We start from the raw sequence: 12,464 nt of genomic DNA, 5'->3' as shown, positions 1-12,464 counted from the left end.
CAACCCCGCCATTTTATCAGCAGGGTTTCCCGCTGCCCTTGGGTTACGGCCCGCCTGGAAGCCACAGTTTGGCAACGGGCGCCGGAGTCCGGAGCGAGGCCGGTCCGGGCCCGGCTACAGCATCCGGTCGCTGCGGGCCGTCCGGTTCCGGCCAAGGGACTTGGCCATGTACAGGGCGGCGTCAGCCGAGGCGATGAGGCGCTCCACATCCGCTGCGGGCCCGGCGTAGGTGGAGATCCCGTAACTGACCGTGGGCATCTCCATTCCCTCCGCCGTGGCCGCCTGGGCCAGGCGCTGGCTGATGGCCTCAGCAATGATTTCCGCGCGTTCAGCGCTGGCACCGGGGATCAGGAGGACAAACTCCTCCCCGCCGTAGCGCCCTACCAGGTCCGTGGAGCGCAAAGTTGCCGTACAGGCGTCCGCGAAGGTTTGCAGGGCGACGTCCCCGGCAGCGTGTCCGTACGTGTCGTTGATGGACTTGAAGTGGTCCAGGTCTGCCAGGACAAGCGCGCCGGAGCCCCTGGTGATGGAGAGGTCCGCCAGCTGCTCCGCAGCCAGGTCAAGGAAGGCCTTGCGGTTGAGGAGCCCGGTGAGGTCGTCGCGGGAAGCCACCACCCGGAGGGCCCTGGTCTGCTGTTCGCTGCTGAGCGCAGCCATGCTGAAGGAAACCACCACCAGCAAGACCATGGTCACCAGGGTGGTGACGGCAGAGCCGAAGACGCTCTCGAAAATCTGCCCACCCGGGCCTTCCAGCATGAAGGCACCCCAGCGGAGCAGGTAATACACGGAGAGGCCGCCGGCAGCGGCGGCCATGGGGATCCGGACCCGGGAATATCCGGGTTCCAGGCGCCAGAGTTCACGGGACGCCAGCCCGATGGTGAGGCTCATGGCACCGAGGAACACAGGCCCCCCGGACCAGGTGTTGGTGGCCGGGTTGTCCAGGACCGAGGCAACCAGGGTGGTCAGGGGAATGCCTGTGAAAGCCCAGGTTGGCGGTGGCACGGTCCGCAGGGAGCGGGCGCCGGCCCACACGGCTACACCACCGTGCACCAGCAGCACGTTTCCCAGCGGGTTGGCCCACACCTGGTGCTGTGTGCCGTCCAGCAGGAAGGACGCTGAACCCGAGAGGAAAAACAGCAGCGCCAGGCACCACCAGCCGCTGTACGGCGAGCGCGTCACCCGGTAGGCGGAGAAATAGAAGAGAAACACCAGCACCAGGGCCATCAGACCGAAGGCGATCCGAAGGGTTGTGGTGTCCAGAACCATGTTTCCGAAATCCCCCTGATACCGAAAAACGCGCGAACCCTCAGTATTGCACCGCTCCGGGAGCCTGTCAGGATGGCACTATCGGTTAGGCCAGCGCCTAAGGTTGTTCAGGACAGCCAGCAGGACTACCCCGGGAGGCTAGACCATGTTCCTTCTCTTTGGTTTCAAGACGGTGTTGAAGGCCTTGCCCGGCAAGCCGGCCACCTGCCAGTACTGCCGCTCCTTTGTCCATCACCATCTGGAAGAGCGCGCCACCAAGTTCACGCTGTTCTTCATCCCGGTGTTCACCACGTCCCGGAAATACCACATCACGTGCACCAACTGCGGGTACGTCTCTTCCATTACGGCACGGCAAAAGCGGGCGCTGGAACTGCAGCGCTGAGCTTTTTCTTTCGCCGGGCTCTGGTTCCCGGCGGCGGCCGGGGCTAGAGTGGGACCCGGTCCCCCTGCTGCCGCCTGGCAGAGGAGTGGACATCTGAGGGAAGGGAGGTGGTTTTGATGACTGCAGTTGCCGCGCGCCCGGCGCGCCCCGCACCCATCAACCAGGCCATTTCCCCCGACCGCACCCGCCCCGCCTGACTCAACCCGCCAGGCCCTCAACAGCCTGGCCGGATCCGGCCTTTGTGGTGCATCGGGGACTTCCCCGAGGTAACTACAGTGAATAATCCTTCAGGCGACGCCCTGGAAAGCAACACAACCAACAACATCCCAGCCGCCGACGGCCCGCTCCCCTACGGCTATTCTCCCGCCGTGGCGCAGCATTTCGATGCCCACCCCGTGCCGGAAGCTTCCGAACGCGGCCGGGTGGTGCGGGTGGACCGCAACCTGGTCCTGGTGGCGGCCGGCACCGACCTCCTGCACCTTCCCTACCCGCTGACCGGTGAGGCTGCGGTTACCGGGGACTGGGTATGGATCGGGCCCAACCGCGCCGGTGAACGCCAGATCCTTGGTGTCCTGCCGCGCCGGTCGGAGCTCAGTCGCAAGCGGGCTTTCGAGGATTCCTCCGCGGCGCAGGTCCTGGCCGCAAACATGGATGTCGTGGGCGTGGTGGTGCCGGTGGACCGGCCCCTCACGCACAACCGGCTCGAGCGCACGCTCGTGGCGGCATGGGACTCCGGCGCCACTCCCTTGGTAATCATCACGAAAGCCGACCTCGCCGAGGTGGCGGACGACGTCGTCGGGAAGGTGGCTCTGCAGGCCGCGGGCGTGGAGGTGGTCACTACATCCGCGGAAAGCGGTGACGGCGTCGACCACCTGCTGCAGCAGATCCCTCCCGGCGGCACCATCGTCCTGCTGGGTCCCTCCGGCGCGGGCAAATCCACGCTCATCAACGCCATGGTGGGGCAGGAGGTCCAGGACACGGGGCAGGTGCGGTCCGGCGACTTCAAGGGCAAGCACACCACCACGTCCCGGGAACTGGTGCCGCTGTCCAACGGGAGCGTCCTGATGGACACACCCGGGGTCCGGGGCTTCGGGTTGTTCGACGCCGGGGACGGCCTTGGTGAGATGTTCGGCGACGTGGAAGTACTGGCCGGCCAGTGCAGGTTCTCAGACTGTGCCCACCAGAGCGAACCGGGCTGCGCCGTACAGGAGGCCCTTGCCCGTGGTGCCCTGGAGGAACGGCGCTGGCACAACTACCTGAAGCTGCAGCGCGAACTGGCTGCCCTGGCACGCCGGAGCGACGCCGCGGCCCAGCGTGCCTACCACCGGGTGTGGCACCAGAAGGTGGTGGCCGCCGGAAAGTCGCAGCGGTCGGCGGAGCGCGACGCGGCTGAACGGAAGGAGCGGCCGGGGCGCAAGCGGCGGTAAGAGGGCGGGATGCCCTGCATTCAGTGCGTCCCGTCAGCAGGCCAGGGAGCAGGCACGGAACCGGTTGAGTCGATTCAACGTTGTAAACTGGGCGTACTGGCCTGCGGGCTGCGCTTCGATCAAGGGGGACAGGGGTGGCGGCAACTCTTCACGACGTGGCCCGCGTGGCAGGGGTGTCCTTCAAGACCGTGTCCAACGTGATCAACAACCACCCCCACGTGCGGGACACCACACGCGCCAAGGTGGAAAAGGCCATCGCGGAGCTGGACTACCGGCCCAACCTGACGGCCCGCAGCCTCCGCTCCGGGCACACCGGCGCCGTCACCCTGGCGCTGCCGCAGCTGAGCCTGCCGTACTTCGCCGAACTGGCGGATGCGGTGATCGAAGCCGCCGCCAAGCATGGGCTGGTGGTGCTGATCGAGCAGACCGGCGCTGACCGGAAACGTGAGCTTGAGGTGATGGCGAGTCCCCGCCTCAAAATGTCCGACGGCCTGATCTTCAGCCCGCTGGCCCTCGGCCAGGAGGACGCGGACCTGATTAAGGCCGATGTGCCGATCGTCCTCCTCGGCGAGCGCATCTTCGGCAGCACCTCCGACCATGTCACCATGCAGAACGTACCGGCAGCCCGCGCGGCCACCGAACACCTGCTGGACCTCGGCAGGAAGCGCATCGCCGTCGTCGGTGCCCACGAAGGTGAAGTTATCGGTTCCGCCGGGCTCCGCCTGCGCGGCTACAAGGAGGCGCTGGAAGGACGGGGCATTCCGTACGACGACGGCATTGTTGCCTACGTTGTGGACTGGCACCGGTCCAACGGTGCAGCCGCGATGCACGACCTGCTTGACCGTGGCGCCTCTTTCGACGCCGTCTTCGGCCTCAATGACACCCTGGCTCAGGGCGCCGTGCGCGTCCTGCAGGAGGCCGGCTTCCGCGTCCCGGGCGACGTCGCCGTCATCGGCTTCGATGACCTGGATGAAACCCGGTACACCCTTCCAACCCTGAGCACCGTGGATCCCGGCCGCAGCGAGATCGCCGAGACCGCCATCCGGATGCTGCTCGAACGCATCAAGGAACCGGCCGGAACGCCGCCCCGGGAAGTCGAGACGGCGTTCAGGGTGGTTCCGCGGGAATCAACGGTGGGCAGCGCGGCGGCGGGCAGCCACCCTAGTCCCACCGGGCAGTAGGCCAGCCGTCCTTCCATTCCAGCCCGGCGAGCCCCAGCCGGAAGGCGCCGTCGAGTTCTTCCGCGTAGTAGTGGAAGGCGAGGATGTTCCCGGAAACGGACTGTCCGCCCGGTCCCACCCGTCCGCCGTCTGAGGACAGCAGAGGGGTGCCGCCGCCGTCGAGCAGTTCCTTGCCCTCCGCGTCAAAGTAGGGACCGGTGATGCTGTCGGCCCTCCCCACGGCGATGTTGTACGTGCTCTCCAGCCCCTGGCAGCAGAAATCGCGGGAGAAGAACAGGTAGTACTTTCCGTCGTGCGGCAGGACGTACGGCGCCTCGATCGCATTGGGCGGCGCCTTCCGGTCCGCGATGGTCAGCGGTTCCGAACCGTCTGCGCGCAGGCCGGTGGGCCATTCGAGCTCCACCAGCTGCAGGCCGGTCCAGAAGGAGCCGAAGGACATCCACGGAGTGCCGTTTTCGTCTTCCGCGATGCCGGGATCGATCGCGTTGAACCGTTCACCCTCTGAGGAGATGACCTGGCCCTGGTCCACCCATTTGTATGCGGGGTCTGCGGGGTCCAGCGTGGTGTTGGTTGCCAGGGCGATGGCGGAGCGGTTCTTGCCGAACGTCGAGGCGGAGTAGTAGAGGTACCAGGTGCCCCCGTGTTCGTACAGCTCGGGTGCCCACAGGTTGTCCACTCCCGGCACCGCGTCGTTCAGCCAGCCGGGCTTTTCCTGCCAGACTTCCCCGGCGTACTCCCAGTCCACACCGTCCGTGGAGCGCCGCACCTGGATGTTGCCGTCCGCCACCTGCCCGTTCCCGGTGGAGTAGATGAACCAGGGCTCGCCGTCCTCCCCCTTGACCAGTGCGGGATCGTGGGTGAAGAAGTCGCCCGTGAGCTGGGCAGTCTTTGTCCCAGCCGCCGGTACTGCTGACCCGCAGCCGGTGAGGACAAGTACGACGACGGCGGCCAGCACCGCTGCCACCTGCGCCGCTGCCGGCCGGACAGGAGTGCGGCCGGCAGCGGGCCTGTTTGGCCGGGCCATGTCAGCCGAGCGCGACGGCGGACCAGGATACGGGCGGCAGCGTCACCGTGAGCGTGCCCTCGTCCAGGACGGCGCCGCTGAGCTGCTTCATGCCCACCCGGTCCTGGTCCTGGAAGGTGTTTTTGGCGTAGACGTCCTCATCGTGGAGGGTGACGGCTTCGGTGATCACCTTCGCGTTGAGTTCGGAGACGTTGATGGTGATGTCGATCGCTTCGGTCTGGCTGCGGTTCACGAGGAAGAGAGCGGATTCCCCGGTGGCCGCATCGGTGGTTGCCACCGAGTCCACCAGTGGGGCCTCGCCATAGACCGCCGTCGTGTAGGTGCCTGCTTCGATCCGCGGCTTAAGGACCTCGCCCTTTGCCAGGCGTGACGTGACGGAGAACGGGAAGAACGTGGTCTGGCGCCAGGTGTCACCGCCCGGTTCGGTCATGATGGGCGCGATCACGTTCACCAGCTGGGCAAGCGAAGCGGCGGCAACCCGGTCGTGGTTCTTCAGGAGCGTCATGAGCAGGTTGCCGAAGACCACGGCGTCGGCCACGGAGTAGGTGTCCTCCAACTGGCGCGGCGCGTGGGTCCATTCCTCGTTGACCTCATCGGAGGCCTGGTGCTCGTCCAGGTACCAGATGTTCCATTCGTCGAAGGAGAGCTGGATGGTCTTTTTGCTCTTGAGCTTGTGCTTGACGTGGTCAGCGGTGGCCACCACGGTCTCGATGAAGTACTGCATGTCCAGGGAGGATGCGAGGTAGGAACCAAGGTCGCCGTTGCGCTCCTGGTAGTAGGCGTGGCAGGAAATGTAGTCCACGTAGTTGTAGCTGTGCTCCAGCACCACGCGCTCCCACTCGCCGAACGTGGGCATGGCGGACCCGGAGGAGCCGCAGACCACCAGCTCCAGGTTCTTGTCCGCCGTCTTCATGGCCGACGCGGTGCGCGCGGCGAGCTTGCCGTAGTCCTCGGCGGACATGTGCCCGATCTGCCAGGGGCCGTCCATTTCGTTGCCCAGGCACCACATACGGATGTTGTACGGGTCCGGAGTTCCGTTGGCGATGCGCTGTTCGCTCAGTGCGGTGCCGGAGGGGTGGTTGGTGTATTCCAGCAGGTCCAGGGCTGCCTCGATGCCCCGGGTGCCCAGGTTCACGGCCATCATCAGTTCGGAGCCGGTGAGCTTGCACCAGCGGGCGAACTCGTCCAGGCCCACCTGGTTGGATTCGAGCGAGTGCCAGGCGAGGTCGCGGCGGACGGGGCGCTGGTCCCGGGGGCCGACGCCGTCCTCCCAGCGGTAGCCCGAGACGAAGTTGCCGCCGGGGTAGCGGATGGTGCTTGAGCCCAGCTCCTTCACCAGTTCGATGACGTCCAGCCGGAAGCCGTCCTCGTTGGCCGTGGGATGGTCCGGTTCGTAGATGCCGTCGTAGACGCAACGGCCCAGGTGCTCCACGAAAGAGCCGAAAATGCGGCGGTTGACGGGTGCCACAACGGCTGCCCTGTCGATGGTGATGACGGTGGGTGCCACGACAGCCAGGTCGGCCTGTTCAGTAGCGGCGGAGGTGATGGTCACGGTTCATTCCTGTTCTATATAACGTTGTACAAAAGTGGCGGACAAGTTCTCGGGGATGCTTTGGGGTCTAGGCGGGGGAAGGTACTGCGGGCTCCATCCCGGCGAGCCTGCGGCCCACCAGCCAGCCGGAGATGAGCAGCGGAACCGAGGCGCCAACCAGGGGCACCAGCACCGTCATTCCGGAGAACACGACGGCGGCTGCTGCCAGGGTGAGAAGCAGGGAGAGGCTCATCACGGGTGATACGAGCGGCAGCATAAAGGCTGTCCGCCACGTCCTGGCAACTGAATCACGGTAGCGGCTGCACAATGCAACGGCCGTGGCCGCGGCAGCGGCCGTACCGATGGCAGCGAGCGTTGAAAGCGCCAGCAGGACAGCGTGCACGGCGGGCGGCACCTCGTTTCCGGCCGGACCCAGCAGGGTGGCGAAGTCCAGGGCAAGCACGACGCCGGCAATCCAGAAGGCGCTCCCCACCCGGTTCGCGTGCAGGAAGTGGAACTTGTACGCGGTGAGGAAGTCCCGCACCAGGCTGTCCCCCGCGGAACCGCTTCGCAGCCGGCCAAGGACGGTGGTGGCAGCGACAGCGGCGGGAAACACGCCCAGGACCACCAGCCCGGCCAGTGCTCCGATCACAAAGAGCACGTTGACCAGGACAAGGCGGGTTGAAAAGCGCAGCCAGTCCATCAGCCTCCCGGCCCACCCGAGCGGAGCGTCGTTCACAGCAGCCCCTCCCGGGTTCCGCTCCACGCCACGCCATGCTGGTCAATGCCGCTGAAGGACAAGGCCGGGCGCTTTGCTGCCCAGTCCCACGAGCCGAACACCACAGCGTCAAGTTCAACGCCGGCGTCCGGTTCGGCGTCACCATGAGGGTTCACTGCACCGTCCGCCCTTACGGCACCGTCAACCGCAGGCGGGGTGGCACGAAGCCGCACTTGGGCGGGAGCGCCGTTGGAAAGTGCCTGTTCAGGGCTTGCGCACTCCAGCTGCATGGCAACCGCCGGGACAAGGTCCGCCGACTCCGGTGCAAAGCGGAGGACCTGCCAGCTGCCTGCCACCGGGAGGGAAGCGGGGAGCGTTTCCCGCTCTGCCCCCGCGAAGGGCTGGGGTGACACCACGGGCCATCCGGACGCAGTGAAGAAGACGCGCCGGAGCTGGACCACATGCTGGCTGGGATCCTCGGCAAAGCGGACGTGGTGGACTGCAAAGTACTCAGTGGATCCGTCGGCTGCCTTACGGGTGAGGACTGAATTGTGGCCGGGGGCCAGCCAGCCGGTGCCGCCGTCGAACTGGTAGCTGCCCAGCACCTTGGTCCCCACGGACGCGGGAGGCACGGCGAGGTCAGTCAGCTGGTTGCCGCGGAAGTCACGGTACGGCCCGGTGATGGACTCAGCTGTGCCCACCCTCATGTTGTAGCTGTTGAACAGGGAATCGTAAGAGCAGAAGAGGACATAGCGGCCATCTTCCGGACGGTAAAGAATGAAGGCACCCTCCACCGCCCCCTCCACGGACTTCGCGCGGCGGGCAATGACAGATCCCAGGTCACCCTCCACCAGCGGCAGCCCGGAGTTCCGGTCCAGCGGCAGGATGTAGATGCCGGAGAAGAAGGACCCGTACGTCAGCCAGGGGAAGCCATCGGCATCAAAGGTCACTGCCGCGTCTATGGCGTTTTGGGAATGTTCGCCCTTCCTCGTTGCCACCACCAGCCCCCGGTCCTCCCACGGGCCTGCCGGTGATGGCGCAACAGCAAGCCCGATGGCTGACGTGTTGGAGCCGAAGGTTGACGCTGAGTAGTACATATGCCAGTCGCCGTTCGGCCAGCGGACCACGTCCGGCGCCCACAGTCCCTGTGCGCCGGACCAGGTGGCAGCCACTTCAGGCACGCCGTCAAGGGCTGTCCCCCGGTAGCTCCACTCCACCAGGTCAGTGGATGTCCTGATATGTACTCCTGCGGGAATATCTTTCGAATTGGCTACAGCGTCGGTGGAGAACATGTAGTAGATGCCGTCGTCGTCCTGGACCACCGTGGGGTCATGGGCGTGGCGCGCTCCCCATGAGGAAGGCTCCTGGCCCGTGCCCGCGGGCAGCGGCAGCAGCTCCTGTGTGATGTTTACAGCTGTGTCAGCGGTTTGCACGGCTCAGCCCTTGGATCCGGAAAGCGCGATGGACTCGATGATCTGGCGCTGGAAGACCACGAAGACGACCAGCACCGGCAGGAGTGCCACGAAGGATGCAGCCATGATCAGCGGGTAGTCCGTCTGGATGGCGTACTGGGCGTTGAAGTTGGCGATGACCAGCTGCAGCGTCTGAGTGCCCGGTGAGTTCAGGTAGATGATGGGCGCCAGGTAGTCGTTCCACATTGCCATGAACCAGAGGATGAACTGGGCGGCGAGCGCCGGGCGGATGGCAGGCAGGATGAGGGTCCAGAAGATCTGCAGGTAGGAGGCGCCGTCAATCCGTGCTGCCTCCACGATGGAGTCCGGGATGCTGTTCAGGAACTGGCGCAGGAAGAAGATCATGATGATGTTGCCGAAGAGCCCCGGCACGATCAGCGGCAGCAGCGTATCCACCCAGCCAATGCTCGCGAAGATGGTGAACTGCGGAATCATCAGGGTGGGGAACGGGATCATCAGTCCGGACAGGAGTCCCAGGAACAGGACGTTCTTGAAGGGCATCCGCATCTTGGCAAAGGCGAAGGCTGCGAGCGCGGACGCGAGCGAGCCCACGATGGTCACCGAGCACGCCACGATCAGGCTGTTCTGGATACCTGTCAGGAGCGGGCCCGCCGTCCAGATGCGGGCGTAGTTTTCCCAGACGAAGGGGTCCGGGATCCACTGCGGTGGAAGCTCGAAAACGCCGTCCTTGGTCTTGAGGGAAGTGGAGAAGGTCCACGCGAGCGGGGCGATCATCACGATGGCCCCGACGCTGAGGATCAGGGTGGTGAGGATGTTGCCCAGCCGGAGGGTTTCCGTGGCGGACCGTGAGCTGCGGCCGCCCCGCGCGCGGCCGGCAGGCTTGCCGTCCCCCGGGCCGCCGGGGATTTCCTGGCTGGGTTCCAGGGGAGGGGTGGTGATGACGTTCTGTGCGGACATGGCTGCCTGCCTCAATCGATCGAGAACTGGTTGCGGCGGTTGAGCCGGAACTGGATGAAGGTGATGACGAAGACCAGCAGCCCCAGGACCACGGACATGGCGGACGCGTAGCCCATCTGGAGGTTGTCGAACGCTTTCTGCCAGATGTACCAAACGATGGAAGCGGACTCGAATTCAGGGCCGCCGGTGGGGGTCATGATGTTGATTTCGACGAAGATCTGGGATCCGCCGATGACGCTGGTGACGATCAGGAAGAACGTGACCGGAGCGACCATGGGAACAGTGATGTGCCGGAACTGCTGCCAGGCGGTGGCGCCGTCCAGGGCCGCCGCCTCATAAAGGTAGCGGGGCACTGACTGCAGGGCAGCCAGGTAGAGCAGCATGGAATAGCCCAGCCCCTTCCAGACCGCCATGATGATCAGGGCCGGCTTCACGGTAGCGGTGTCCTGCAGCCAGTTGGGGCCGTCGATGCCCACCAGGGCGAGGCCCTGGTTGATCAGGCCGAAGTCGCCGTTGAAGGCCCACTGCCAGAGAATTGCGACGGCGGCAATGGAAGAGATGACCGGCAGGTAGTAGACGGTGCGGAAGAACGTTGTGCCGCGCATCTTCCGGTTCATCGCCAGGGCCAGTGCCAGCGAGATGACCAGCCCGATGGGGATGCCGATCATCATGTACAGCGTGTTCCACAGCGACTTGAGGAAGTAGCGGTCGCCGAACATCTTGGTGTAGTTGTCCAGGCCCTTGAAGACCGGCGCTGAAATGCCGTTCCAGTTGGTGAACGACGCGTAGACCGAGAAAAGCAGCGGAAAGAGCGTAAAGAGGAGGAACCCGATCACCGGTATGGCAACAAAAGCAAGGGCGGCCTGGTGTTCCTTCCGGTGAAGCCGCGAGCGGCGGGGGCGCGTGATGGTGGACATCGCTGGATCCTCTTTGATTCGTGATGGTGGCGCTCAGGAAGTGCACCCGCGAAGGTGCGTGGGACAGGTGCCGCGGCCGCGCTGGCCGGAGCCGCGGCACCTGGTTCTTGAAGGGCTGCTGTCAGCCCTGCGGGTGGACCGGAGCTAGTTGCCGGCCTGCTGGTTGGCGGCGTCCAGGAATTCCTGCATCCTGGGCTGGGCTTCCTTCAGGTAGTCGGCAGCGGTCTGCTTGCCGTCGAGGACCGGCTGGATGTTGGTGAAGAGCTCGTCGTACCACTCGCCGTTGAAGGTGTTGCCGCCGGGCAGGGCACGGCCGTAGTCCTTGACGATCTGCAGGAACTCCGCCTTGTTGGCCGGTTTGGTGGTGGTGTCGGCAGCCCAGGTCTCGGCCATGTCCTTCAGGTTGGGGATCTGGATGCCCGCATCCACAAGGCTCTGCTGGGCTTCCTTGTTGGCCGTGAGGTACTCCACCAGCTTCACAGCTTCCTCGGGGTGCTTGGTGCTCTCGGAGACTGCGACGCCGAGCGTTCCGATCCAGCTTGCCGTCTTGCCGGTGTCTCCTGCCGGGTAAGGAATGACGTCCCACTCGAACCCAAGCTTCTGGTAGGTGGAGAGGTCCCACGGCGCGATGGGGAAGAACCCGATCTCGCCTTTCATCCAGCGCTGGTAGGTGTCAAGGGTCTGGGCTTCGGCCACCGAAGGCGTCACCCCGTGGACATTCTGCAGGTCAGCGAACCACTGCAGTGATTCAGCAAACTCCGGGGTGTCCACCGTGACCTTGGTGCGGTCCTCGTTAAGCCAGTCCCCGCCGTTGGACCAGACAAACGGCTGCAGGTTCCACTGGACGTTCAGGCCGGTGCCCCACTGGTCCAGGGTGCCGTCGCCGTTGGTGTCAGCGGTGAGTTTCTTGGCCGCGGCCACGAACTCGTCGAAGGTATAGGGCTTGTCCTTGTCCGGCAGTGGAATCCCGGCTTTTTCCAGCATGGTCTTGTTGTAACCGAAGGAGAACGGGCCGACGTCCTTGGGCAGGGCATAGATGGCACCTTCGCCCACCCGCTTGCCGTCATAGCGGTAGCTGTCCACGCCGTATTCCCAGATGTTCTCCAGGTCGATGGTGTCGGAGCCTTCCACGTATTCGGTGATGTCCTTGACGATGCCGTTCTGCACGTAGGCCTGGACGTCGCCGGGCCCGATGTAGAACACATCCGGGACCTGCTTGCCGGCAATGGCTGCCTTCAGCTTGGTGGTGTACTGGTCGGCGGTGGTCACAATGATGTCCACGTCCACACCGTTGGCAGCTTCGAACTGCTCAACGGCCTTCTCATAGGCCTTCTTCTCATCTTCACCTCCGCGGAACATGAAGGTGAGCTTCTTTTCGCCGCCGGCGTCCCCGCCAGAGGGGGCGGAGCATCCGCCGAGCATAAGGCCGGCGGCAGTAAAGAATGCCAGGGTTGCGGCCATGGGACGTGACTTCATCATCACGCAGTCCTTCCGGGGTTGGGTGGAGCAAACAAGTGTATTGGTGGGCGGTACCGGCTCCGCGGTCCGCGGTGGCGGCCGTCCTCGAAGCTGCTGCTTTGCAACGTTGTAAGAAACCTTCACACAGCCGGAGAAGAATCGTCAAGGGG

At 65.1% G+C, this 12,464-nt stretch carries 11 protein-coding genes; 3 read left to right on the top strand and 8 right to left on the bottom strand.

Features of this window, described 5'->3' with window-relative positions; translation table 11 throughout:
- Positions 1-114 precede the first annotated feature (114 nt).
- The gene (locus CXX84_RS08550) at positions 115-1,266 is read right to left on the bottom strand and encodes a sensor domain-containing diguanylate cyclase (protein WP_102976294.1); all 1,152 of its coding nucleotides are present in this window, start codon (positions 1,264-1,266) and stop codon (positions 115-117) included.
- A gap of 145 nt (positions 1,267-1,411) precedes the next feature.
- On the opposite strand from CXX84_RS08550, the gene CXX84_RS08545 reads away from it, so the two are divergent.
- From CXX84_RS08545 to CXX84_RS08535, 3 genes are all read left to right on the top strand, one after another.
- The gene (locus CXX84_RS08545; protein WP_102976293.1) at positions 1,412-1,648 is read left to right on the top strand and encodes a zinc-ribbon domain-containing protein; all 237 of its coding nucleotides are present in this window, start codon (positions 1,412-1,414) and stop codon (positions 1,646-1,648) included.
- A 275-nt stretch (positions 1,649-1,923) separates the two neighbouring features.
- Positions 1,924-3,075 carry a ribosome small subunit-dependent GTPase A gene (gene rsgA, locus CXX84_RS08540; protein WP_102976292.1) on the top strand — a complete coding sequence of 384 codons (1,152 nt, stop codon included), beginning with the start codon at positions 1,924-1,926 and terminating at the stop codon, positions 3,073-3,075.
- Positions 3,076-3,209: 134 nt separating this feature from the next.
- Positions 3,210-4,256 carry a LacI family DNA-binding transcriptional regulator gene (locus tag CXX84_RS08535; protein ID WP_102976291.1) on the top strand — a complete coding sequence of 349 codons (1,047 nt, stop codon included), beginning with the start codon at positions 3,210-3,212 and terminating at the stop codon, positions 4,254-4,256.
- Here CXX84_RS08535 and CXX84_RS08530 read toward each other — a convergent pair.
- The 7 genes from CXX84_RS08530 to CXX84_RS08500 all read right to left on the bottom strand — a co-directional run bounded on the left by CXX84_RS08530 (position 4,237) and on the right by CXX84_RS08500 (position 12,315).
- Positions 4,237-5,280, bottom strand: coding sequence for an arabinan endo-1,5-alpha-L-arabinosidase (locus tag CXX84_RS08530; protein WP_102976290.1), 1,044 nt, complete (start codon positions 5,278-5,280; stop codon positions 4,237-4,239). The genes CXX84_RS08535 and CXX84_RS08530 overlap by 20 nt on opposite strands.
- A 1-nt stretch (position 5,281) precedes the next feature.
- On the bottom strand, positions 5,282-6,832 hold the full coding sequence (locus CXX84_RS08525) for an alpha-N-arabinofuranosidase (protein ID WP_411266203.1): 1,551 nt from the start codon (positions 6,830-6,832) through the stop codon (positions 5,282-5,284).
- Between the two features lie 67 nt (positions 6,833-6,899).
- A complete protein-coding gene (locus CXX84_RS08520; RefSeq protein WP_102976289.1) occupies positions 6,900-7,550 on the bottom strand; it encodes a YesL family protein in 651 nt (216 codons plus the stop codon).
- On the bottom strand, positions 7,547-8,962 hold the full coding sequence (locus CXX84_RS08515) for an arabinan endo-1,5-alpha-L-arabinosidase (RefSeq protein WP_223253033.1): 1,416 nt from the start codon (positions 8,960-8,962) through the stop codon (positions 7,547-7,549). Before CXX84_RS08515 ends, CXX84_RS08520 begins: the two co-directional genes overlap by 4 nt.
- 3 nt (positions 8,963-8,965) lie before the next feature.
- Positions 8,966-9,919 carry a carbohydrate ABC transporter permease gene (locus CXX84_RS08510; protein ID WP_102976288.1) on the bottom strand — a complete coding sequence of 318 codons (954 nt, stop codon included), beginning with the start codon at positions 9,917-9,919 and terminating at the stop codon, positions 8,966-8,968.
- An 11-nt stretch (positions 9,920-9,930) separates the two neighbouring features.
- Positions 9,931-10,836: a carbohydrate ABC transporter permease gene (locus CXX84_RS08505; RefSeq protein ID WP_102976287.1), complete on the bottom strand. Its 906-nt coding sequence runs from the start codon at positions 10,834-10,836 to the stop codon at positions 9,931-9,933.
- A 144-nt stretch (positions 10,837-10,980) separates the two neighbouring features.
- Positions 10,981-12,315, bottom strand: a complete 1,335-nt coding sequence (locus tag CXX84_RS08500) for an ABC transporter substrate-binding protein (RefSeq protein ID WP_102976286.1) — start codon at positions 12,313-12,315, stop codon at positions 10,981-10,983.
- Positions 12,316-12,464: the final 149 nt, after the last annotated feature.

The organism is Arthrobacter sp. AFG7.2, from assembly GCF_002892835.1.
In the GTDB taxonomy this organism is placed as follows: Bacteria; Actinomycetota; Actinomycetes; order Actinomycetales; family Micrococcaceae; genus Arthrobacter.
Note: the sequence above shows the minus strand (reverse complement) of the source record. Positions and strands in the feature narration are given on the sequence as shown.